Here is a 21,980-nt window from a genome sequence, read left to right on the forward strand (position 1 = left end):
CATGGGTGCCGGCACGGCGTTCGCCGCTTCGTGGCACACCATGCCGACGCTGTCGACCGACGGTGCCAGGTTCCACCACGGGCAGTACAAGTGGTGGCCCGCCGGTCAGAACCATGGCGCCTTCGAGTGGAAGGGGCAACTCCAGACCCTGTCGCTGGTGGGGCGGCGCGTCGACCCGGAACTCATCCGCCGCGACTGAGCGACGTCAGTCGGCCAGGTCCGCCGTGACCGCCGCGTGGTCGGAGGGCCAGATGCCGGCGATCGGGGTGTCGCAGGCGCGGTGGACCGAGCGGACGTGGCCGAGTCCGCGTTCGCCCGGGGGGCCGACGTGGATGTAGTCGATACGGGCGCCCGGCTCCAGGGTGGCCGCGGCGTAGGGGTTCCGGGGGTCCCAGGTGAGGGCGGGGGCGGCCGGGTCGGCGTACTCCCAGGCGTCGAGGAAGACCTGACCCGGGACGGGCGGCGCGGTGCGCAGACCGCCGAAGAGGCGGACCTCGTCGGAGTCGGGGAAGGCGTTGAAGTCGCCGGTGACGACGGCCGGGAAGGGCGTCCGGCCGCGGTGCTCGGCGACGAACCGGGCCAGGGCGGTGACCTGTTCGACGCGGACGGCCGAGGCGTGCGGGGCGGAGGTCAGATGGGTGGTGAAGAACGGGATGTCGTACTCGGGCGTGGCCAGCCGGGCGTGCAGGGCGAGGCGTCCGTCGTCGAGGTCGGCGGGCACGGGCAGGCGCAGGACGTGCCGGTCCACGACCGGCCAGCGGCTGAGGACGGCGGTGCCGATGTCGGCCGTGGGGTCCCCGATCCGCGCCCGCCAGCGCTCCGGGGCCGGGGAGGGCGCCCACGCCCAGTGCAGGCCCAGCTCACCGGCCAGCCACTCGGCCTGGTTCTCGCCGTCGGCGGCCCAGACCTCCTGAAGGCCGACGACGTCCGGGCGCAGGTCGCGCAGCGCGGCGAGGATGGCCTTGCGCCGGTCCTGCCAGGGGCCGAACCGCCACCACAGGTTCCACGTCACGACCCGCATCGGCAGCCACCCGCTCTCGTCCTGGCGCACATGGAGGCAACGGTCCGGCAACACTTCGCCGGACGTGCCCAGGCTTCCCCGAGGGACCCAGGAGACTAGCCCTTCATGTCACGCCTCGACGACGCCAGGTTCCGTGCGGCCACCGCTTTCCAGCGCCATGTGGGGAATCCGGTACTGCGCCGCTTGCCCTTCCAGACGCTGCTGGAAACCACGGGCCGGGTCTCCGGCCTGCCCCGGCGGACACCGGTGGGCGGACGCCGCGTCGGGAACGAGTTCTGGCTGGTGTCGGAGTTCGGCGACCGGTCCCAGTACATCCGCAACATCAAGGCCGACCCCCGGGTGCGCGTGCGCCTGAAGGGCCGCTGGCACACCGGCACGGCTCATCTCCTGCCGGACGACGACCCGGTGGCCCGGCTGCGCCGGCTCCCCCGCTTCAACAGCACGGCCGTACGGGCCCTCGGCACGGACCTGCTGTCGATCCGCGTCGACCTGGACGGCTGACCTCAGGGCCTCAGGGCCTCACCCCGGCCAGACGATCGCCTGGACCTCGCTGTAGGCGTGCAAGGCGTACGAGCCGACGTCCCGGCCGACGCCGCTCTTCTTGAAGCCTCCGAACGGCGCCTCCATGTTGCGGGCGACGGTGTTCACACCGACCCCGCCGGCCCGCAGCCGCCGTGCCACACGGAAGGCGCGGGCCACGTCGGCCGACCAGACGTAGTCGATGAGGCCGTAGTCGCTGTCGTTGGCCAGGGCGATGCCCTCCTCCTCGTCGTCGAAGGGCACGACCACGACCACCGGGCCGAAGATCTCCTCTCGGGCCACCCGCATGTCGTTCGTGCAGTCGGCCAGAAGGGTCGGGGCTACGTGGAAACCCCGGTCCAGGGGCGGGCGTTCGCCGCCCGCCACCACCACCGCGCCCTCCTTGCGGCCGAGTTCGATGTACGACTCCACGCGGTCCCGGTGTGCCCGGGAGATCACCGGGCCGACGACCGTGTCCGGCTCGCGCGGGTCGCCGACCTTCAGGCGGCGCGCGTAGGCCGCCAGCCGTTCCACCAGGCGGTCGTGGACGGGGCGTTGGGCCAGTACCCGGGTCGGGGCCGTGCAGATCTGGCCGCTGTAGAAGGAGAACGTCGTGCCGATGCCGGACACCGTGGAGTCCAGATCGGCGTCGGCGAAGACCAGTGCCGCGCCCTTGCCGCCCAGTTCCATCAACTGGCGGCGCATGTCCCGGCCGCACACCTCGGCGATACGCTGCCCGACCGCCGTGGAGCCGGTGAAGCTCACCATGTCGACGTCCGGGGAGGCGACCAGGGCCTCCCCCACCTCCACCGAGGAGCCGGACACCACGTTCAGCACGCCGGGTGGCAGACCGGCCTCCACCAGTACCTCCGCCATGCGGTACACGGACAAGGGGTCCTGCGGGGCCGGCTTCACGACCACCGTGTTGCCCATCGCGAGGGCCGGCGCGATCTTTCCGGCTGCGTTGGCCCAGGGGTTGTTGTAGGAGGAGATGCAGGCGATCACGCCGACGGGCTGGCGTATCGCCAGCGCGCCCACCACCCCGGCTTTCCCCATCGGGCCGGCCTCGTTGATCTGGGGGGCGATCGGCCACTCGGCCGGTTCCACGCGCGCGTACCGGCGGAAGCGGGCCGCCGCCACGCCGACCTGCATCGCCCGCGCGGTGCCGGTCGTGGCGCCGGTCTCCGCCCGGGCGAGTTCGGCGTAGGGGACCAGACGTTCCCGGATCAGGTCGGCGGCCCGGGCCAGGATGGCCGCCCGCTTCTCCGGTGCCGTGCGCGACCACGGTCCGAAGGCCTCCCGGGCCGCCGAGCAGGCGTCCGCCACCTGGGCCCGCGTGGCCTCGGGGGCCGCGCCGACGGACGTCTCGGTCGCCGGGTCTACGACCTCGTAGTGGCCGCCCTCGGGCTCGGTCCAGGTGCCGCCGATGAAGAGGCGCTGGTTCACCGGGTGCTCACCGTCCGGGTGTCGCGGCCGGAGCGCAGCACCCGCCCCGGCACCGCCCCGGTCACCACGTCATCCCGGATCGCCTCGACGCCGTTGACCCAGACGGCGTGCACGCCGAGCGCCTTGGAGTCCAGGCGCGGGCTGTCGCCCGGCAGGTCGTGCACCAGGGTGGCCGTGCCGGCGGCGATGCGTTCCGGGTCGAGGAGGACCAGGTCGGCATGGAACCCCTCCTGCACGCGTCCCCTTTCGCGCAGCCCGAACAGCCGCGCCGGGTCGTCGGTCAGCATCCGCACCGCCTGCTCCAGCGGCACCAGTTTCCGGCCCCTCAGGCAGTCACCGAGGAAGCGTGTCGTGTACGGCGCCCCGCACATGCGGTCCAGGTGCGCGCCCGCGTCCGAGCCGCCGAGCATGACGTCCTCGTGCTGCCAGGTCTGGGCCCGCAGTGCCCAGGAGGCGGGGTCGTTGTCGGGCGGCATCGGCCAGAGCACCGTGCGCAGTCCGTCGTCGGCGCAGATCTCGACCAGGCAGGCGAACGGGTCCTGGCCTCGCTCGGCCGCGATGTCCCGCACCACGCGGCCCGTCAGCCCGCGGTTCGCCTCGCTGTAGGTGTCGCCGATGACGTACCGCCCGAAGTCCGCGAGCCGTCGGAAGACACCGGCCTCCTTGGAGGCGGCCCGGCGCAGCATCTCCGCGCGGACGTCCGGGTCGCGGAGCTTCGCGATCCGCTCCGGGACCGGCAGGCCCAGGATCGGGCCCCAGCCCGGGATCAGGTTCAGCGCGCAGAACGTGCCCAGGGACATGTTCATGGGCGTGAGGATCGGCATGGTGAGGGCGACGATCCGGCCACCCGCCTTGCGGGCCCGTTCGCTCGCCAGCAGCTGCCGGGGGACCCGCTCGGGCACGGCGGCGTCGACGGTCAGCACGTTCCAGTTCAGGGGGCGCCCGGCGGCCGCGCTCATCTCCACGAGGAGGTCGATCTCGGCGTCGCTGAACTGGTCCAGGCAGCCGGCGACGATCGCCTCGATCTGGGTGCCCTCGTGCTCGCCGACGGCCTTGGACAGCGCCAGCAGTTCGGCGGGCTCCGCGTGCCGGGACGCGACGGGGCGGCCGTCGCCGTCGGAGTGGGTGGAGGACTGGGTGGTGGACAGGCCCCAGGCGCCGGCGTCCATGGCGTCGTGCAGCAGCCGCAGCATGGCGTCGAGCTGCTCGCCGCTCGGCCGGCCACCGACGGCGTCCTCCCCCATGACGTACCGCCGCAGCGCGCAGTGCCCCACCATGAAGCCCGCGTTGACCGCGATACGCCCTTCGAGCGCGTCCAGGTACTCCCCGAAGCCGTGCCAGTTCCAGGGGGCGCCCTCCTCCAGGGCGACCAGGGACATGCCCTCGACCTTGGACATCATGCGGCGTGTGTAGTCGGCGTCGCCGGGCCGGTCCGGGTGAAGCGGGGCGAGCGTGAAGCCGCAGTTCCCGCCGACGACCGTGGTCACCCCGTGGTTCAGGGACGGGGTGGCGTACGGGTCCCAGAACAGCTGGGCGTCGTAGTGGGTGTGCGGGTCGACGAAGCCGGGCGCGAGCACGAGTCCGGTCGCGTCCTCGCTGGTCAGGGACGGTTCGGTGATGCCGGGGGCGACGACGGCGATACGGCCGTCCCGCACCCCGACATCGGCCGTGCGGGCGGGGGCGCCGGTGCCGTCGACGACGGTGGCGCCTTTGATGACGTGATCGAGCATGCCGGTTCCTCCTCGGGTCGGGGGTGCGGACAGTGCCGTCAAGGGGCGCGGAGAACTGCGCGAGCGCCCCCCACGCACCCGCGGCCGCCCACGGCGATCAGGCACCCCTCCGGAACCGCGTGGTCCGGTGCACAGGATCCGTATCGATCTTCGGAATCACGTGCTCCCCGATCAGCCGGATCGTCCGCAACGTCTCCTCCTTGGGCACCCCCACCGGCAGCCCGAAGCTCAGCTGGTCCGCCCCGGCCTGCTCCCACCGCTTGCACTGGGTGAGCACCTCGTCCGGGTCGCCGCAGATCAGCAGCTCCTCCTCGATGAGCAGCTCCACGAACTCGGCGGTGTACGGCGGCAGCGTCTCGGGCCACTCGGGGAAACCCTCGGGCCGCGGGAAGGTGTCGTGGTACCGGAAGACCAGGGAGGGCAGATAGTGCAGCCCGCCGTCGACCGCGACGCGCACCGCCTCCTCGTGCGTGGGCGCGCAGATGGCGGTGGTCGTCACCATCACGTTGTCGTTGACGAAGTCCCCGATCGGCTCGGCGTCCACGATCGCGCTCTTGTACTGCTCGAGCACCCACTCCATGTCGGAGACCTTCTGCACGCTGAAGCCGAGCACCCCGAGCCCCTTGCGGGCGGCCATGGCGTACGAAGGCGGCGACCCGGCGGCGTACCACATCGCGGGGTGCGACCTCCCGTACGGCTTGGGCAGGATCTTGCGCGGCGGGAGGGACCAGTGCTTGCCCTGGAAGCCGGCGTACTCGTCCTGGAGCCACATCTTCGGGAACTCCGCGATGGTCTCCTCCCAGATCTCCTTGGTGTGGTTCATGTCGGTCACACCCGGTATGAAGCCCAGGATCTCGTGCGAGCCGGCGCCGCGTCCGCTGCCGAACTCGAAGCGGTTACCGGTGAGATGGTCGAGCATGGCGACCTTCTCGGCGACCTTCACCGGGTGGTTGACCTGGGCCAGGGGGTTGAAGATGCCCGACCCGAGGTGGATGCGCTCGGTGGCGTGCGCCAGGTAGCCCAGGAACACGTCGTTGGCGGACAGATGCGAGTACTCCTCCAGGAAGTGGTGCTCCGAGGCCCAGGCGTACTTGAACCCGGACCGGTCCGCCTGGATGACGTACTCGGTCTCCTCCATGAGCGCCTTGTGCTCGGCGAGCGGGTCGGTCTCGGCGCGCCTGCCGACGTATCCCTGTACGAAGAGCCCGAATTCCAAGGCGGTTCACCGTCCCCTGGTTTCATCTGACGACCTGGCTTCTATCTGACGATCCGTCAGATTGCTGTGCGGCCGACTGTGGCACCGCCCGCGTGGACCGTCAAGAGATGATGACCCGTCAGATCACGCTCACCCCGGCCAGCCAGCCGCCGTCGATCACGAAGGGCTGCCCGGTGATGTACGAGGAGTCCTCCGACGTCAGGAACAGCGCGAGTCGCGCGACCTCCTCGGGCCGCCCGATCCGGCCCAGCGGCACCAGCTTCCGGTAGAAGCCGTCGAGCGCGCGGGCGGATGCCTCCGGGTCGGCGTCCGGGTCCAGCCGGGCGGGGTTCGCCATCGCGGTGTCGACGGCACCCGGGCAGATCGCGTTCACCCGGATGCCCCGGGGCGCCAGCTCCAGCGCGGCGACCCGGGTGAGGCCGAGGACGGCGTGCTTGCTGGCCGCGTAGGCGCCCACGCCCGCCATGCCGGTCAGGCCCGTGTAGGAGGCGGTGTTCACGATCGTGCCGCCGTCCGCCAGCTCGGGCGCCACGGTCCGCACGCCCAGGAAGCAGCCGGTCTGGTTGACCCGCACGACCTCCATGAACTCCTCCAGCGGGGTGTCCACGAGGGCGTTGAAGCGCAGGATGCCGGCGTTGTTGACCAGACCGTCGACATGCCCGTACGCCGCCTTCGCGGTCGCCACCGCCGCCTGCCAGTCCTCCTCCTCGCCGACGTCCAGGTGCGTGTAGCGGGCGCCCAGCTCCTTCGCCAGCGCCTCCCCCCGGTCGTCCAGCACATCGGCGAGGAGCACCTCGGCGCCCTCGGCCCGGAAGAGCCGTGCCTCCTGCTCGCCCTGGCCGCGCGCCGCGCCGGTGACGATCACGACCCGGCCGTCCAGCCTGCCCATGGCGCTCCCCCTCAGTCGAGACACGGGGCGACCTCGGCCCCGAAGGCGGCGATCTGGTCCTCCAGCTCGGCCCGGCCGCGGCTGCGCAGCCGCACCTGGACCTGGTGCACGCCCATCGCCCGGTAGGCCCGCAGCGACTCGGCGAGCGCCTGTGGCGGCCCGCTCAGCGTGCGGCGGCCGACGTCCCAGGCGGGCGTGCCCACGTACAGCGGCTCGGCGATGGCGCCCACCGTGAAGGGGCCCTCGACGCCCGCCTCCTCCCTCAGCCGGTGGATCCGGGCGATCTGTGCGGGGAGCCGGTCGCGCGGGTCGCCCTGCGGCAGCCAGCCGTCGCCCTTGAGCGCGGCCCTGCGCACGGCGGCGGGCGAGGACCCGCCCACCCACACCGGGACGTGCTCCTGCGCGGGCCGCGGACGCTGCCCGAGTCCGGCGAAGTCGTACTGCTTGCCGTGGTGTTCGGGGAACTCGTCCGGCCCGAGCGCAGCGCGCAGGGCGTCGATCGACTCGTCGAGGACGGCGCCCCGGCGCGCGAAGTCCACGCCCAGCGCGTCGAACTCCTCGCGCACATGCCCGGCTCCGACGCCGAGGATCAGCCGGCCGCCGCTGAGGTGGTCGAGCGTGGCGTACTGCTTGGCGGACAGCAGGGGGTGCCGCAGTCCGACGACGGCGACATGGCTGAGCAGCAGGGTCCGCTCCGTCACGGCGGCGAGGAAGGCGAGGGTGGCGACCGGGTCGTACCAGATGGTGCTCATGGCGGCGGCGAGGCGGCGCGGGACGCCGACGTGGTCGCAGCTCGCGATGTACGCGAATCCGGCGCGGTCGGCCGCGCGGGCGACGGCGACCAGGTCGTCCGGTCCGGCGGCGGCCTCCCAGGGCTCCGCGTAGAGCGCGCTCTGCGACTGGACGGGGAGCTGGATGCCGTGGCGCAGGCCGCTCACCGGGCACCGCCGCCCGGCCCCGGCCACAGCCCGTCGCCGGTCAGGCCGAGCAGCTCGATGGCGTTGCCCCGGACGATCCGCTCGACGACCTCGGCGTCCAGGTGCCCCATCTGCGCCTCGCCGACCTCACGGGACTTCGGCCAGGTGGAGTCGGAGTGCGGGTAGTCCGTCTCGTAGAGGACGTTGCCGACGCCGATGGCGTCGAGGTTGCGCAGGCCGAAGGCGTCGTCGAAGAAGCAGCCGTACACGTGCTCGGCGAAGAGTTCCGACGGCGGGCGGTGCACCTTGTCGGCGACACCGCCCCAGGCGCGGTTCTCCTCCCAGACCACGTCGGCGCGCTCCAGGATGTAGGGGATCCAGCCGATCTGGCCCTCGGCGTACATCACCCTGAGGTTCGGGAAGCGCTCGAACTTGCCGCTCATCAGCCAGTCGACCATCGAGAAGCAGCAGTTGGCGAAGGTGATGGTGGAGCCGACGGCGGGCGGGGCGTCGGCGGAGGTGGAGGGCATCCGGCTGCTGGAGCCGATGTGCATGGCGACGACCGTGCCGGTCTCGTCGCAGGCGGCGAGGAAGGGGTCCCAGTCGTCGGTGTGCACGGAGGGCAGGCCGAGGTGCGGGGGTATCTCGGAGAAGGCGACGGCGCGGACGCCCCGGGCGGCGTTGCGGCGGACCTCGGCGGCGGCCAGTTCGGCGTCCCACAGCGGGATGAGGGTCAGGGGGATGAGCCGCCCGTGGGCCTCGGGGCCGCACCACTCCTCCACCATCCAGTCGTTGTAGGCCCGTACGCACAGCAGGGCCAGTGCGCGGTCGGCGGCCTCGGTGAAGGTCTGGCCGCAGAAGCGCGGGAAGGTCGGGAAACAGAGCGCGGACCGGACGTGGTTGACGTCCATGTCGGCCAGGCGGGCCGGGACGTCGTAGGAGCCCGGGCGCATCTGCTCGTAGGTGATGACCTCCAGCTTGATCTCGTCGCGGTCGTAGCCGACGGCCGTGTCGAGGCGGGTGAGGGGGCGGTGCAGGTCCTCGTACACCCACCAGTCGCCGAGGGGGCCGTCGTCGCCGGGGCGGCCCATGACGGGTTTGAACCGGCCGCCCAGGAAGGTCATGTCCTTCAGCGGGGCGCGCACGATGCGCGGGCCGGTGTCCCGGTGCTTCTTCGGGAGCCGGTCCTGCCAGACGGTGGGGGGTTCGACCGTGTGGTCGTCCACGGAGATGATCGGCGGGAACGTCGTCTCGGTGTCCATGTCGGCCACCGTAGCGCCGATCTGACGACCCGTCAGCTACGCCGGTCGGGGTCGGCCGTGCGAAGGGTGCGTGTGGACCGTGTGACATCCCGCGCGCCCGGCCGCCAACACCCGCTCCACGGCTGACGCATCGGCCGGAACAAGGCAAACTGACGGAGTTGTAAACGGTCTGAGGGAGACGGCGATGGACGGGGAACCGCGAGTGCCGGAGCAGAGGCGTCCCGGCTCCTCGGCGGATGCGGCGGCGCCGGTGACGGCCCTGCGCTTCGGCGTGCTCGGCCCGGTGCGCGCCTGGCGCGGCGAGGAACCCCTCCCCACCGGCTCGCCACAGCAGCGCGCCCTGCTGGCGGCCCTGTTGCTGCGCGAGGGCCGCACGGCGACCGCGGCGGAGCTGCTCGACGCCCTGTGGGGCGAGGAACCGCCCTCGCAGGCGCTCGCCGCGGTCCGCACCTACGCGTCGCGGCTGCGCAAGGCGCTGGGCGCCGAGGTCCTGGTCAGCGAGTCCGGCGGCTACGCGATCCGCGGGCTCGGCGAGGGCGCGCTGGACCTGGCGCAGGCGCAGGAGCTCGCCGCCGACGGCGAGAAGGCGCGGGCCGCCGGGGATCTGTGCCGGGCGCGGGAGCTGCTGGGGCGGGCGCTGGCACTGTGGGACGGCGAGGCGCTGGCCGGGGTGCCCGGCCCGTACGCGGAGGCCCAGCGGGTCCGGCTCGAGGAGTGGCGGCTGCAGCTCCTCGAGGCGCGGCTCGACATGGACCTGGAGCAGGGCTGCCACGCGGAGGCCGTCTCCGAACTGACCGCGCTGACCGCGGCGCATCCGCTGCGCGAGCGGCTGCGGGAGCTGCTGATGCTGGCGCTGTACCGCAGCGGCCGGCAGGCGGAGGCCCTCGCGGTGTACGCCGACACCCGGCGGCTGCTCGCCGACGAGCTGGGCGTGGACCCGCGGCCCGGTCTGAAGGAGCTCCAGCAGCGCATCCTGCGGGCGGACCCGGCGCTCGCCGAGCCGTCGTCCCCGGCGGCCGAACCGGCGGCGGCGCCGGTGCGCCCGGCCCAGCTCCCGGCCACCGTGCCGGACTTCACCGGCCGGTCGGCGTTCGTGTCCGAGCTGAGCGAGGTGCTGTCCTCGGCCGAGGGCCGGGTGATGGCGGTGTCGGCGCTGGCCGGTATCGGCGGGGTGGGCAAGACGACGCTGGCGGTGCACGTCGCCCATCAGTCGCGGGCCGCCTTCCCCGACGGTCAGCTCTACGTCGATCTCCAGGGCGCCGGTCCGCGCGCCGCCGAGCCGGAGACCGTGCTGGGCTCCTTCCTGCGGGCGCTCGGCACCGCGGACACCGCGATCCCCGACTCGCTGGAGGAGCGGGCGGCGCTGTACCGGTCGGTGCTGGACGGCCGCCGGGTCCTGGTGCTGCTCGACAACGCGCGGGACGCCGCCCAGGTACGGCCGCTGCTGCCGGGCACGGACGGGTGCGCGGCGCTGGTGACGTCCCGGGTGCGCATGGTGGACCTCGCGGGCGCCCACCTCGTCGACCTGGACGTGATGGCGCCGGAGGAGGCGCTGGCCCTCTTCACGAAGATCGTCGGCCAGGAGCGGGTGGCGGCCGAGCGGGAGGCCGCGCTGGACGTGGTCGCGGCGTGCGGCTTCCTGCCGCTGGCCATCCGGATCGCGGCGTCCCGGCTGGCGGCGCGGCGCACCTGGACGGTGTCCTCGCTCGCCGCGAAGCTCGCCGACGAGCGGCGCCGGCTGGACGAGCTGCAGGCCGGGGACCTCGCGGTGAAGGCGACGTTCGAGCTGGGGTACGGCGCGCTGGAGCCCGCGCAGGCGCGCGCGTTCCGGCTGCTGGGCCTCGCGGACGGCCCCGACATCTCGCTGGCGGCGGCCGCGGCGGTGCTGGACCTTCCGGTGGAGGACGCCGAGGACCTGCTGGAGCCGCTGGTCGACATGTCCCTGCTGGAGTCGGCGGCGCCGGGCCGCTACCGCTTCCACGACCTGGTCCGCCTCTACGCCCGCTCCTGCGCGGAACGCGACGAGCACCCGCCGGGGGAACGGGAGGCGGCACTGTCGCGGCTGCTGGACTTCTATCTGGCCACGGTCTCCGGGGTCTATCTGATCGAGCGGCCCGGCGACCGGCTGGTGGACCACCTGGAGCGGACCGCGTACCCGGGGCTGACGTTCGACAGCCGGCGGGCCGCCCAGGACTGGCTGTACTCCGAGGCCGTGTGCCTGCTGGCCGCGGTCAGGCAGGCGGCGCGGCCGGGGACGCTGCGCCGGGCCGTGGACATCCTGTGGGCGGCGGTGGACCTGGCGGAGTCCGGCGCCAACTCCAAGGAGTACGAGACGGTCGCGACGCTGCTGCGGGATGTAGCCGAGCGCGCCGGCGACCCGCGCTCGGAGGGCCGGGCGCTCACCGCGCTGGCCTTCGTGCACCACATCTCCGGCAGCCGCTTCGACGTGGCGCTGCAGGAGGCGCGGCGGGCGACGGAGCTGGCCGGCCAGGCCGACGACCCGCTCACCGGCTGCTGGGCGTCGAACATCAGCGGGGTGGTCGAGCTCTACCAGAGCCGGCACGACGAGGGCGAGGCGCACTTCACCGCCACCATCGAGAACTTCCGCGCGCTCGGGGACCGTCCGGGCGAGGCGAGCGCCCTGTGCAATCTGTCGCGCATCCACCTGGCGACGGGCCGCACCGCGAGCGCGGTGGCACTGGCCCGCCAGGGCACGGAGATGTACGACGCGATGGGGCACGCCCTGAAGGGCGCCAACGGCCGCTACGCCCTGGGGCTGGCGCTCACCCAGAGCGGGCAGCTCGCGGAGGCCACCGAGTGCCTGCGGCAGGCGCTGCGGGTGTTCCGGGACAGCCGGCAGCGGCTGTGGGAGGGCATGACGCTGTTCCGCCTCGCCGAGGCCGACATCGCCGCGCGGCGCTACGCGCAGGCCGCCGCCGACGCGGAGACCGCGCTGACCCTGCTGCGGGGCATCGGCGGCGAGTGGCGGCACGGCAACGTCCTGACCGTGCTCGGGCGGGCCCTGGAGGGCATCGGGCAGCCCGGCCGCGCCCAGGTCTGCTGGCGGGAGGCGCTCGCCCTGTTCGAGGCGCTCGGCGCACCCGAGGCCCTGGAGGTGCGGAGCCTGCTGACGCCCTCGGCGGCCGCCCGACCCGGGCGGCTCCGCCCGGACGTCCGGGCGTTCATCGTTCGTTTATCGCTGCCCGGCACTCTGATGTGTGCCGGGCCGTCGCGTCGGGGGGCAGACGGAACGGCGGAGGGCCGGGACCTTAGGGTGAACCGGCCCAGCAGGGCCCGCCCGGCAGCCCTCGGGGGAGCTGCCGGGCGGATCCTGCTCCTTCAGCACGAAGTCCGTCTCTTTTCAGGGGAGATACCGAGATGTCCGACGAGAACACCACCGACAACGTCCACGCGACCGGCGAGCCGGCCGACACGACGGACAACGTCCACGCCACCACCGAGCCCATCACCACGAAGAACGTGCACGCCACGAGCGAGCCCCTCAAGCCGAAGGGCGACACGGCGGACACGTCGACGGACAACGTCCACGCCACCGGCGAGCCGGTCTGACCCGCAGACCATCCGGCACGGGGAGACGACCGCGGCGGTGCGGAGGGGGAGCCGTCGCGGTCGTCGGCGTCAGCCGGGCGCGGGGTCCGCGTCCCGCAGCGCCGCCTTGACCACCTTCCCGCTCGCGTTCCGCGGCAGCCCCGTCACGAACTCCACCCGCCGCGGAACCTTGTAGTTCGCCATCTCCCGCCGCGCCCAGGCGATGAGGTCGTCGCCGGTGAGCACGGCTCCCGGCCGGCGGACCACGAACGCCTTGCCGACCTCGCCGAGCCGCGCGTCCGGGACGCCGATCACGGCGACGTCCGCCACCTGCGGGTGCAGCCCGAGGGTCCGCTCGATCTCCGCCGGGTAGGCGTTGAAGCCGCCGACGATGAACATGTCCTTCAGCCGGTCGGTGATCCGCAGATTGCCCGCCGTGTCGAGCACGCCGACGTCCCCGGTCCGCAGCCAGCCGTCGGCGGTCAGCACCTCGGCCGTCGCCGCCGCGTCCTCGTAGTAGCCGCGCATCACGTTGAAGCCGCGCACCAGGACCTCGCCGGGCTCGCCGGGCGGGGCCTCCACCCGGACCTCGGTGCCGGGGATCGCCCGGCCGGACGTCGTCGCGATCACCGCCGGGTCGTCGCCGCGCCGGCACATCGTGACCAGACCCCCGGCCTCGGAGAGTCCGTAGGCGGTGAGGACCGTCTCCACCCCCAGTTCGCCGCGCAGCCGTTCCACCAGCCGCAGCGGGACGACCGCCGCGCCGGTCACCACCAGGCGCAGCGCGGACAGGTCGTGGCTGTCGCGGGCCGGGTGGTCGAGCAGCGACTGGTGCAGGGTGGGCGGCCCCGGCAGCACCGAGACGCGTTCGGCCGCGATGTTGGCGAGGGCCGTCTCCACGTCGAACACCGGCTGCGGGATCATCGTCGCTCCCCGCATCAGGCAGGCGATCACCCCGGCCTTGTAGCCGAAGGTGTGGAAGAAGGGGTTGACGATCAGGTAGCGGTCGCCGTGCCGCAGGCCCGCCAGGTCGCTCCAGACCGCGTAGGCCCGCAGCGTCTGCGCGTGGGTGATCACCACGCCCTTGGGGCGGCCGGTCGTCCCGGACGTGAACACGATGTCCGAGGGCCGGGAGCCCTCGACGGCCGCCGCGCGCGCCCGCACCCGTGCCGCGCTCACGGTGTCGCCGCCCGCGAGGAAGTCCTTCCAGGTGCGGTAGTCCGCGGGGGCGTCCTCCGCGAGCACGACGACCTGCTCCAGCGCGGGCAGCCCGGGCCCCCCGGCGAGCGCGCGGCGCAGCGAGGCCACGTACGAGGTGCCGAGGAAGGTGCCCGTGACGAACAGCAGCCGGGCGCCGCTTCGGCGCAGCACGTCGGCCGCCTCGGCGCCCTTGAATCGGGTGTTCAGCGGCACCAGCACCGCGCCCGCCGAGACGGCGCCGAGCGCGGACACGATCCAGGCGGGCGAGTTGGGGGCCCACAGGGCGACCCGGTCGCCGGGCCGGACGCCCGCGGTGATGCAGGCGGCGGCAGCGCGCTCGACCCGGGCGCCGAGCTCGGCGTAGGTGATCCGGGTGCGGCCCTCGACGACGGCCTCGGTGTCCGCGTACCGGGCGGCCGCGGCCCGTACGAGTTCCGGAACGCTGCCCCACTCCACGTCACCGTCCACCACGGCCTCCCGCACCACTAGCTGACTGACCGTCAGATTAGCTGTAATCTGACGAACTGTCAGCAACCGTTCCGGCACCCGGAGGTGGGCACGGCATGACGTCAGGCACCGGCCTCAAGGACGCCACGGCGATCGTCGGCATCGGGCAGACCCCCTTCGCCCGGCACCTCGCGGACGACGAGCGGACCCTCGCCTGCCGTGCCGTGCTCGCCGCCCTCGACGACGCCGGGATCGCGCCCGGCGAGGTCGACGCGCTGGCCTCGTACACGATGGAGGACACCGACGAGGTCGAGCTGGCGAAGGCCGTCGGCCTCGGCGACCTCACCTACTTCGGCAGGGTCGGCTACGGCGGCGGCGGTTCCTGCGCGACCGTCGCGCATCTGGCCGCCGCCATCGCCACCGGGCAGGCGTCGGTCGGCGTCGCCTGGCGGTCCCGCAAACGCGGCAGCGGCCCCCGGCCGTGGCGGAACACGACCGCGCAGCTGCCCACCCCGGCCCAGTGGACACGGCCGTACGGCCTGCTGCGGCCGGTCGACGAGATCGCCATGCTCGCCCGCCGCTACATGCACGAGTACGGCGCCACCCGTGACCACCTCTTCAACGTCGCCCTCGCCTGCCGCAACCGCGCCAACCAGAACCCGGCCGCGATCATGTACGACCGCCCGCTGACCCGCGAGATGTACATGACCTCGCGCTGGATCAGCGAGCCCCTGTGCCTGTACGACAACTGCCTGGAGACCGACGGCGCCCTCGCCTGTGTGATCGTCGGCCGCGAGCGCGCCCGCGACTGCCGGCGGACCCCCGTGTACGTGCACGCGGCCGCTCAGGGCCTGCCCGCCCAGCACCACGGCATGGTCAACTACTGGAACGACGACCCGCTCACCGGCCCCGCCTGGACGGCCGCCCGGCATCTGTGGAAGCACGCCGACCTCACCCCCCAGGACGTGGACGTCGCCCAGATCTACGACGCGTTCACCGCGCTCGTCCCGCTCTCCCTGGAGGGCTACGGGTTCTGCGCGCGGGGCGAGGGCGGGGCGTTCACCGAGGGCGGCGCCCTGGAGACCGGCGGACGGCTCCCGCTCAACACGGGCGGCGGCGGCCTCAGCGAGGCGTACGTCCACGGCTTCAACCTGATCAACGAGGGCGTCAAGCAGCTGCGCGGCACCAGCACCGCACAGGTCCCCGGCGCCGCCACCTGCCTCGTCACCGCGGGCGAGGGCGTCCCCACCTCCGCGCTGCTTCTGAGGAGTTGACCGCCGATGCTGTCCCCCGTCACCGACGCCGACGGCGCCCCCTTCTGGGAGTACGCCGCCCGGGGCGAGCTGCGGGTGCAGACCTGCGGCGCCTGCGCCGAGCCCCGCTTCCCGCCCCGGCCCTGCTGCCCGCACTGCCAGTCCTTCGCGAGCGAGTGGCGGCTCATGAGCGGACACGGGCGGATCTGGTCGTACGTCGTCCCCCACCCGCCCCTGCTGCCGGACTACGCGGAGCTGGCCCCGTACAACGTGGTGGTCGTCGCGCTCGCCGACGCGCCCCGGATCCGGCTCGTCGGCAACGTCGTCGCCGGTCCCGGCGCGGCCCTGAACTCCGTGCCGCCGGAACTGATCCGTATCGGCGCCCGGGTCCGGGCGGTGTTCGACGGCACGGGGCTGCCGCGCTGGACGCTGGAGCGGCCATGAGCCTGGACGTGCGCGTCGACAAGGACACCGGGGTCGCCGTGGTCACCCTGGACCGGCCCGGACGGCTCAACGCGCTCGACCTGGCCACCCGGGACGAACTGGTCGACACCTGGCGGCGGATGCGGTTCGACGACACCGTCCGGGCCGTCGTCCTGACCGGTGCCGGCGAGCGGGCGTTCTGCACCGGCCTGGACCGGGACACCGTGGTGCCGCAGCCCGACTCCCCGTACATGACGGACGATCCGCTGCTGCGGGCCGGACCCAAGTCCAACGACCTGTGGAAGCCGGTGATCGCCGCCGTGCGGGGCATGGCCTGCGGCGGTGCCTTCTATCTGCTCGGTGAGAGCGACTTCCTCGTCGCCGACCCGACCGCCACCTTCTTCGACCCGCACACCACGTACGGCATGGTCAGCGCCTACGAGTCCATGCTGATGGCGCTGCGCATGCCGCACGGGGAGGCGGCCCGGATGGCGCTGATGGGCTCCGCGGAACGGCTGGGCGCGCGACGGGCCCACGAGATCGGGCTGATCTCCGAACTCACGGCCACGGGTGAGGCGTTGCCCGTGGCCGTCGAGCGTGCGACGGTGATCGCCGGGTATCCGCCGGAGGGTGTGCAGGGCACCGTGCGGGCGCTGTGGGCGGCCCGGGAGGCCGCCCTCGACCGCGCCTTCGCGCAGGCCCCGCATCTGATCGCGCTCGGCAATCTGCCGGGCGAGCGGCAGGAGGAGCTGTTCCGCACCCGCGGCCGCGCGTTCCGGACCCGGTGACAGCCCTCAGTACGAGTCGGCCATGCGCAGGGCCTCGCCCAGCACGCAGGTGCCGCTGCCGGTGGCCTGAGTGCGGGCCGTGACGTCGACCGACTCGGTGGCGCCCGGCTCGACGGTCAGGATGCCGGAGGTCTGCTCGTCCAGCTCACCGCCCCCGGCGTCCTTGAACGTGACCGTGAAGGTGTACGAGTACGTCCGCAGCGCGTCACTGTTGGTGGCGCCCACCCGGGCGACGAGCCCGCGCTCCGGGTCGTTCTCACAGCGGACGATCTTGACGTCACGGGTCTCCGCGGAGCCCGGGCCCTCGCTGGTCTGCGCACCGCCGCCCGAGGTGGACCCGGTGTCGTAGTCGTCATCGTCGTCGTAGTGGGTGCTGCCGCCCCCGCTGCCACCGGAGCTCGACGAGGAGCTGCTGGACGAGTCCGAGCCGCTGCAGCCACCGCCGCTGGAGTGCCGGGCCCCGGTCAGTGCGACGACGACTCCGACGAACACGGCCACCGCGCGGACATGGCGAAGCTTCACTGGTGTCAACCCCCGTTGAATTTGAGCGTGAGCACGTCACGGTAGCAGCCGGTGAGCGCCGGAAAGCGCTCACTTGGCGTGACCCCTCGTGCAGGACCCGTGAAGGCGCCTATGCGGTACGGGCGGTTCCGGTGCCTTTCTCCGCGTCCAGCGCGTAGACGCAGCGGTCCTTGCTGCACGCGTACACCACGCCGTCGCGGACCACCGGGGAGCCGGTGATCTCGCCGCCGGTGGCGAGCTTCCAGCGCAGCCGGCCGTCGTCGGCCTTGAGCGTGTAGAGCAGATGGTCGGTGGAGCCGAAGTGGATACGGCCCTCCGCCACCGCGGGCGCGCCCACGATGTCGCCGCCCGCCTGGAAGCGCCACTTGGGCGTCCCGGTGACGGCGTCCAGGGTGTACAGGCCCTTGCCGCTGCCGACGTGGACATGGCCCGCGGCCACCAGCACCGGCTCGGTCGAGGAGCGGGCCTCGGTGGCGATGCGCCAGCGGTCGCGGCCGTCGGTGGCGTCCAGCGCGTACACCGTGCCGAGGTAGTCGGCCAGGTACACACCGCCGCCGGTCACCGCGGGGCCCGGCACGAAGGCAGGAGGGCACAGGAAGACCGCCGGGGCCTCGAAGTGCCAGCGGACGTGCCCGCCGATCGCGTCGAGGGCGAGCACCCGGGTCCCGGCCGAGACGTACACGAAGCCGTCGTGGGCGCGGGCCACCCGTACCGGCACCCCGCCGCAGGAGGCGGCGTCGCCGATCGGGTACGACCAGCGCTCGTCGCCGGTGCGGGCGTCCAGGGCGCGCAGCCGGGCGTCCTGCCAGACGTACGCGATGCCGTCGAACAGCGCGGGGCCCGCCTCCGGGGTCTCGAAGTCGGTCTGCGCGCCGGTGATCTCCCAGAGCTTCTGGCCGTTCGACGCCTCCCAGGCCTGGACGCCGCCGCCGCGGGTGCCGGTGAGGACCGTGCCGCGCTCGGCCTTCAGGGAGTACACCCAGGCGTCCGTCTGGAGCCGCCACAGGTCGGCGCCCTCCCTGCAGTCCAGGGCGAACAGGGTGGGGCCGTCCGAGGCGTGGATGCGCCCGTCGGCGACCGCCATGGACCAGGCGACGTCCCGGGTCTTGAAGCGGCGCCGGCCGGTGGCCACGTCGAGCGCGTGCACCTCGAAGGAGGTGACGTAGACGAGGTCGCCGGCGACGGCGGGGGTGCCCCAGACGTCGTTGGACATGCGGAAGCGCCAGGGCCGCCAGCCGCCCGGGCCCTCCGGGGCCGCGGGCGCGGCCGGGAGGGCGGGGTCGGCGCCGTTGACGCCGGGGCGGGGCTTGGACCAGGAGGCGACCAGGGCGGCCTCGGCGGGCGGCGCCTTCATCGCGGCGGCGCGGGCGTCGGCGACCCGGGGGCCGGGGCCGATCGGGACGGCGGCGCCGGCCAGATGGACGGGGCCGGTGTCCGGGGCGCCGACCGGGACCGGCTGGGGCGCCGGGACGACCGGGTCGTGCGGCGGCGGGGGCGGCACGGGCGCGGGGACGTTGCGTCCGGCGCTGCGCCCGGAGGCGGGCGCGGGCTTGGGGGCGGGGCGGCCGCCGCGGCGCGTCTCGATCAGGCTGACGGCCCGCTCGGGCAGCCAGGCGGACGCGGTGCCGCTGTCGTCGGTGCCGGAGCCGAAGAGGTGCGGGGCGAGCTGGGCCTGCAGGTCGGCCGGGTTGGGGCGGGCCGTCGGGTCCATCTGCATACAGGACTCGATGAGGGGGCGCAGCTCGTCGGGCAGACCCTCCAGGTCCGGGCCCTCGCGGAGCAGCATGAAGACGGTCTCGACCGGGTTGGCGCCGTGGAAGGGCGGGTGCCCGGTGGCGGCGAACACCAGCATCGAGCCGAGCGAGAAGACGTCGCTGGCGCCGGTGACGCTGCGGGAGTCCTTCGCCTGTTCCGGGGACATGTAGGCGGGGGTGCCGACGGCGACGTTGGTCATGGTCAGACGTGTGTTCGACACGCCGGACGCGATACCGAAGTCGATGACGCGGGGCCCGTCCTCGACGACGAGCACGTTGGACGGCTTGAGGTCGCGGTGGACGAGTCCGGCGCCGTGGATCGACTGGAGGGCCTCCGCCACACCCGCCGCCAGCCAGCGCACCGCCTGGGCCGGGAGCGGCCCGCACTCGTTCACTATCTCCTCGAGGGAGGGCGCGGGGACGTACGCGGTGGCCAGCCACGGCACGGCGGCACGCGGGTCGGCGTCGACCACCGCGGCCGTGTAGAAGCCGGAGACCGCCCGGGCCGCCTCCACCTCGCGCGTGAAGCGGACGCGGAAGAGCTGGTCCTCGGCGAGCTCCGTGCGGACGGTCTTGATCGCCACCCGCCGGCCCGAGGCCGACCGCGCGAGATAGACCAGCCCCATGCCGCCGGCGCCCAGCCGCCCGAGCACCTCGAACGGCCCGATCCTGCGCGGATCGTGCTGCGTCAGCTGATCCACCACTCTGCCTGCCACCTCCCCGTACGGGCCCCGTGCACCCACATATGTACGTGACCCCGTGCAGCGTCTCACCACCGCACCGCCGCGGCGGCACGCACCCCGATTCTTCCTGTCCGAGCGCCCGGTGGCGAACCCGGGTTCAAAAAGGGGTGTCTCGGTACAAACCGGTACATCGAGAGGGATGGCCGACCCCCCTCACCTGCCGGGACGCCCCGCTCAGCGCTCCAGAAGGGCGAACGACGCCCCCTGATTGTCGGTGACGACGGCGACCGTGCCGTACGACGTCTCGAAGGGCGGGACCTGCACCCGCCCGCCGAGGCCGCCCACCCGGGAGAGGGCGCGCGCGCCGTCCTCGACGCGGAAGTGCACGACGAAGTGGGGCGGCATCATCTCCGCGAAGACCTCCCCGACCGCCGCCCGCCCGAAGTCCGGCTCGGCGCCGGGGCCGAACAGGGCGTCGTGGAAGAGCCCGCCGTAGAAGGTGTTGGCGGCCTCGGTGTCCCGGGCGTACAGCTCGGCCCACGCGAACGTCCCCGGCTCGTGCCGGCGCCCGAACCCGGGGTGCGAGCCCGCCTCCCACAGCCCGAACACGGCGCCCTCGGGGTCGGTGACCAGCGCGGCCGTGCCGAGCCCCTCCCCCACTTCCACGGGCGAGGTGACCACCTGGCCGCCCGCCTGCCGGATCCGCCCGGCCAGCGCCCGGGCGTCCGGGGTCGCGAAGTACACCGTCCACACGCTGGGCATCCGCCCGTCCGTCTTCGGCGTCAGCGCGGCCACCCGGTCGCCGTCCAGCAGGGCCCATACGGCGGAGTCGTACGCCTCCTCGAAGGCCCAGCCGAAGAGCTCGCCGTAGAACCGCCTGCCCGCTTCCACGTCGGGGATCTGCGCGTCCACCCAGCACGGGACGCCCTCCACCTGATCCGTTCCGTCTGTGGATGCCCTGTTTTCGGCCATACCGCCAACGTAACGGCCCCGCGCGCACCGCGCAGACCAGGCACACCACCCCTCGCACCCCGGTGCACCCCATTTGCAGTCGGCCGAATCGCGCCCCGATGCCGCCTCGGTAAGCTGACGACATGACAGGACAAGTGCGTACCGTCGACGGCCGCGTGGCCGGCCGGCGTGGGCAGGCGACCCGGCAGAAGCTGCTCGACTGCCTCAGCGAGATGCTCAGCTCTTCCCCGTACCGGGACGTCAAAGTCATCGATGTCGCCCGGAAGGCGGGCACTTCTCCCGCCACCTTCTACCAGTACTTCCCGGACGTCGAGGGCGCCGTCCTGGAGATCGCCGAGCAAATGGCCACCGAGGGCGCGGAGTTGACCGAGCTGGTCGAGGGCCGCAGCTGGACGGGGAAGGCCGGCTGGCAGACCGCGCAGGAACTCGTCGACGGCTTCCTGGACTTCTGGCGCCGCAACGACGCGATCCTGCGGGTCGTCGACCTCGGCGCGTCCGAGGGCGACAAGCGCTTCTACAAGATCCGCATGAAGATCCTGAACTCGGTCAACAACTCCCTCGCGGACGCGGTGACCCAGCTCCAGGCGAAGGGCAAGGTCGACAAGGACGTCAACCCCGCCGCCATCGCCGGATCGCTCGTCGCGATGCTCGCCGCCGTTGCCTCGCACCAGAAGGGCTTCCAGACCTGGGGCGTCAAGCAGGCCGAACTCAAGCCCAATCTGGCCCTGTTGGTGCACCTGGGCGTGACCGGCAGGAAGCCGACGAAGTGACGCCCGAGCGTCCGGCGGGGCGGCCTCCCGCCGGATAGCCCCCCAAGTCCTGTCTGGCAGGCGGTGGTCCACCGGGTGGGCCACCGCCTGCCGTGCGTCACGGCCCGGTCCGGCCCGGCAGCGGCCGGTCCTTCACCACGTGCTTCATCACCAGCGTCGACGTCAGCCGCTGCACCCCCGGCAGCGTGGCCAGCCGCTCGTCGTACAGCCGCTGGTAGGCGGCGAGATCGGCGGCGACGACCCGCAGCAGATAGTCGGGCTCCCCGAACAGCCGCTGCGCCTCCAGCACCTCCTCCACCTCGCCGAGCGCCCGCTCGAACCCGGCGACGGTGTCCCGGTCCTCCTGCCGCATGGAGACGAAGACCAGCGCCTCGAAGGCCAGCCCGACGGCGGCCGGGTCCACCACGGCCCGGTATCCGCCGATGGCGCCGGACCGCTCCAGCTCGCGCAGCCGCCGATGGCACGGCGAGACACTGAGCCCCACCCGGGCGGCCAGCTCCGTCACGGTGAGCCGGCCGTCCTGCTGCAGCTCGGCGAGGATGCGTCTGTCCACGTCGTCCATGGGCGGATCCTCCCCCGGAGGGCGGGGTGCCGGGCAAATGCCGCCGTCGTTTTCGGG

Annotated in this window: 18 protein-coding genes and 1 pseudogene; 7 read left to right on the top strand and 12 right to left on the bottom strand. The window is 73.3% G+C overall.

The features are described 5' to 3' along the window. Positions 1-40: 40 nt before the first annotated feature. Positions 41-199 carry a hypothetical protein gene (locus DC008_RS35430; RefSeq protein WP_164492309.1) on the top strand — a complete coding sequence of 53 codons (159 nt, stop codon included), beginning with the start codon at positions 41-43 and terminating at the stop codon, positions 197-199. Positions 200-205: 6 nt separating this feature from the next. Here the strand turns inward: DC008_RS35430 and DC008_RS14800 are convergent, their stop codons facing one another. Next, positions 206-1,021: an endonuclease/exonuclease/phosphatase family protein gene (locus DC008_RS14800; RefSeq protein ID WP_108710700.1), complete on the bottom strand. Its 816-nt coding sequence runs from the start codon at positions 1,019-1,021 to the stop codon at positions 206-208. Positions 1,022-1,126: 105 nt separating this feature from the next. Between DC008_RS14800 and DC008_RS14805 the strand changes: the two genes are divergently transcribed. Beyond that, positions 1,127-1,522 carry a nitroreductase/quinone reductase family protein gene (locus tag DC008_RS14805; protein WP_108707394.1) on the top strand — a complete coding sequence of 132 codons (396 nt, stop codon included), beginning with the start codon at positions 1,127-1,129 and terminating at the stop codon, positions 1,520-1,522. 18 nt (positions 1,523-1,540) lie between these two features. On the opposite strand, the gene DC008_RS14810 is transcribed toward DC008_RS14805, so the two are convergent. The 6 genes from DC008_RS14810 to DC008_RS14835 form a co-directional block, all read right to left on the bottom strand. Continuing rightward, positions 1,541-2,986: an aldehyde dehydrogenase family protein gene (locus tag DC008_RS14810; protein ID WP_108707395.1), complete on the bottom strand. Its 1,446-nt coding sequence runs from the start codon at positions 2,984-2,986 to the stop codon at positions 1,541-1,543. Further along, complete coding sequence (locus DC008_RS14815) at positions 2,983-4,716, bottom strand: N-acyl-D-amino-acid deacylase family protein (RefSeq protein WP_108707396.1); 1,734 nt, start codon at positions 4,714-4,716, stop codon at positions 2,983-2,985. Before DC008_RS14815 ends, DC008_RS14810 begins: the two co-directional genes overlap by 4 nt. A gap of 97 nt (positions 4,717-4,813) precedes the next feature. Further along, the gene (locus DC008_RS14820) at positions 4,814-5,932 is read right to left on the bottom strand and encodes an LLM class flavin-dependent oxidoreductase (protein WP_108707397.1); all 1,119 of its coding nucleotides are present in this window, start codon (positions 5,930-5,932) and stop codon (positions 4,814-4,816) included. 118 nt (positions 5,933-6,050) lie between these two features. Further along, positions 6,051-6,821: an SDR family NAD(P)-dependent oxidoreductase gene (locus DC008_RS14825; protein WP_108707398.1), complete on the bottom strand. Its 771-nt coding sequence runs from the start codon at positions 6,819-6,821 to the stop codon at positions 6,051-6,053. 11 nt (positions 6,822-6,832) lie between these two features. Then, positions 6,833-7,750, bottom strand: coding sequence for a TIGR03619 family F420-dependent LLM class oxidoreductase (locus DC008_RS14830; protein WP_108710701.1), 918 nt, complete (start codon positions 7,748-7,750; stop codon positions 6,833-6,835). Positions 7,751-7,755: 5 nt separating this feature from the next. Beyond that, the gene (locus DC008_RS14835; protein WP_208645872.1) at positions 7,756-9,000 is read right to left on the bottom strand and encodes an amidohydrolase family protein; all 1,245 of its coding nucleotides are present in this window, start codon (positions 8,998-9,000) and stop codon (positions 7,756-7,758) included. A gap of 184 nt (positions 9,001-9,184) precedes the next feature. Here DC008_RS14835 and afsR point away from each other — a divergent pair. Further along, positions 9,185-12,148, top strand: a pseudogene (gene afsR, locus DC008_RS14840) (SARP-family global regulator AfsR); the annotation flags it as partial. A 491-nt stretch (positions 12,149-12,639) separates the two neighbouring features. Here afsR and DC008_RS14850 read toward each other — a convergent pair. Then, on the bottom strand, positions 12,640-14,205 hold the full coding sequence (locus tag DC008_RS14850) for a FadD3 family acyl-CoA ligase (RefSeq protein ID WP_108710703.1): 1,566 nt from the start codon (positions 14,203-14,205) through the stop codon (positions 12,640-12,642). Positions 14,206-14,312: 107 nt separating this feature from the next. Here DC008_RS14850 and DC008_RS14855 point away from each other — a divergent pair, with 107 nt between their 5' ends. Genes DC008_RS14855 through DC008_RS14865 form a run of 3 tightly spaced genes read left to right on the top strand, consistent with a single transcriptional unit; the run spans position 14,313 to position 16,660 of the window. Then, positions 14,313-15,470, top strand: coding sequence for a lipid-transfer protein (locus DC008_RS14855; RefSeq protein WP_108707400.1), 1,158 nt, complete (start codon positions 14,313-14,315; stop codon positions 15,468-15,470). A gap of 6 nt (positions 15,471-15,476) precedes the next feature. Continuing rightward, positions 15,477-15,893 carry a Zn-ribbon domain-containing OB-fold protein gene (locus tag DC008_RS14860; RefSeq protein ID WP_055623591.1) on the top strand — a complete coding sequence of 139 codons (417 nt, stop codon included), beginning with the start codon at positions 15,477-15,479 and terminating at the stop codon, positions 15,891-15,893. Beyond that, a complete protein-coding gene (locus tag DC008_RS14865) occupies positions 15,890-16,660 on the top strand; it encodes an enoyl-CoA hydratase/isomerase family protein (protein ID WP_108707401.1) in 771 nt (256 codons plus the stop codon). Before DC008_RS14860 ends, DC008_RS14865 begins: the two co-directional genes overlap by 4 nt. Positions 16,661-16,666: 6 nt before the next feature. Here the strand turns inward: DC008_RS14865 and DC008_RS14870 are convergent, their stop codons facing one another. The 3 genes from DC008_RS14870 to kbpA all read right to left on the bottom strand — a co-directional run bounded on the left by DC008_RS14870 (position 16,667) and on the right by kbpA (position 20,591). Continuing rightward, positions 16,667-17,182 carry a hypothetical protein gene (locus DC008_RS14870; protein ID WP_123954005.1) on the bottom strand — a complete coding sequence of 172 codons (516 nt, stop codon included), beginning with the start codon at positions 17,180-17,182 and terminating at the stop codon, positions 16,667-16,669. A 109-nt stretch (positions 17,183-17,291) separates the two neighbouring features. Then, complete coding sequence (gene afsK / locus DC008_RS14875) at positions 17,292-19,640, bottom strand: protein serine/threonine kinase AfsK (protein ID WP_108707403.1); 2,349 nt, start codon at positions 19,638-19,640, stop codon at positions 17,292-17,294. A gap of 213 nt (positions 19,641-19,853) precedes the next feature. Continuing rightward, complete coding sequence (gene kbpA, locus DC008_RS14885; RefSeq protein ID WP_108707404.1) at positions 19,854-20,591, bottom strand: AfsK-binding protein KbpA; 738 nt, start codon at positions 20,589-20,591, stop codon at positions 19,854-19,856. A 134-nt stretch (positions 20,592-20,725) separates the two neighbouring features. Between kbpA and DC008_RS14890 the strand changes: the two genes are divergently transcribed. Then, the gene (locus DC008_RS14890; RefSeq protein ID WP_055623596.1) at positions 20,726-21,361 is read left to right on the top strand and encodes a TetR family transcriptional regulator; all 636 of its coding nucleotides are present in this window, start codon (positions 20,726-20,728) and stop codon (positions 21,359-21,361) included. Positions 21,362-21,458: 97 nt separating this feature from the next. Here DC008_RS14890 and DC008_RS14895 read toward each other — a convergent pair whose 3' ends face one another. Then, complete coding sequence (locus DC008_RS14895; RefSeq protein ID WP_055623597.1) at positions 21,459-21,923, bottom strand: Lrp/AsnC family transcriptional regulator; 465 nt, start codon at positions 21,921-21,923, stop codon at positions 21,459-21,461. Positions 21,924-21,980 lie beyond the last annotated feature (57 nt).

It is taken from the genome of Streptomyces nigra (assembly GCF_003074055.1).
Classification (GTDB): Bacteria; Actinomycetota; Actinomycetes; order Streptomycetales; family Streptomycetaceae; genus Streptomyces; species Streptomyces nigra.

What these genes read in the sequence shown, in the direction of transcription:
- DC008_RS35430 (WP_164492309.1), top strand. Translation starts at nt 41, where the DNA reads ATGCCGACGCTGTCGACCGACGGTGCCAGGTTCCACCACGGGCAGTAC.
- DC008_RS14800 (WP_108710700.1), bottom strand. Translation starts at nt 1,021, where the DNA reads ATGCGGGTCGTGACGTGGAACCTGTGGTGGCGGTTCGGCCCCTGGCAG.
- DC008_RS14805 (WP_108707394.1), top strand. Translation starts at nt 1,127, where the DNA reads ATGTCACGCCTCGACGACGCCAGGTTCCGTGCGGCCACCGCTTTCCAG.
- DC008_RS14815 (WP_108707396.1), bottom strand. Translation starts at nt 4,716, where the DNA reads ATGCTCGATCACGTCATCAAAGGCGCCACCGTCGTCGACGGCACCGGC.
- DC008_RS14825 (WP_108707398.1), bottom strand. Translation starts at nt 6,821, where the DNA reads ATGGGCAGGCTGGACGGCCGGGTCGTGATCGTCACCGGCGCGGCGCGC.
- DC008_RS14835 (WP_208645872.1), bottom strand. Translation starts at nt 9,000, where the DNA reads ATGGACACCGAGACGACGTTCCCGCCGATCATCTCCGTGGACGACCAC.
- DC008_RS14855 (WP_108707400.1), top strand. Translation starts at nt 14,313, where the DNA reads ATGACGTCAGGCACCGGCCTCAAGGACGCCACGGCGATCGTCGGCATC.
- DC008_RS14860 (WP_055623591.1), top strand. Translation starts at nt 15,477, where the DNA reads ATGCTGTCCCCCGTCACCGACGCCGACGGCGCCCCCTTCTGGGAGTAC.
- DC008_RS14865 (WP_108707401.1), top strand. Translation starts at nt 15,890, where the DNA reads ATGAGCCTGGACGTGCGCGTCGACAAGGACACCGGGGTCGCCGTGGTC.
- kbpA (WP_108707404.1), bottom strand. Translation starts at nt 20,591, where the DNA reads ATGGCCGAAAACAGGGCATCCACAGACGGAACGGATCAGGTGGAGGGC.
- DC008_RS14895 (WP_055623597.1), bottom strand. Translation starts at nt 21,923, where the DNA reads ATGGACGACGTGGACAGACGCATCCTCGCCGAGCTGCAGCAGGACGGC.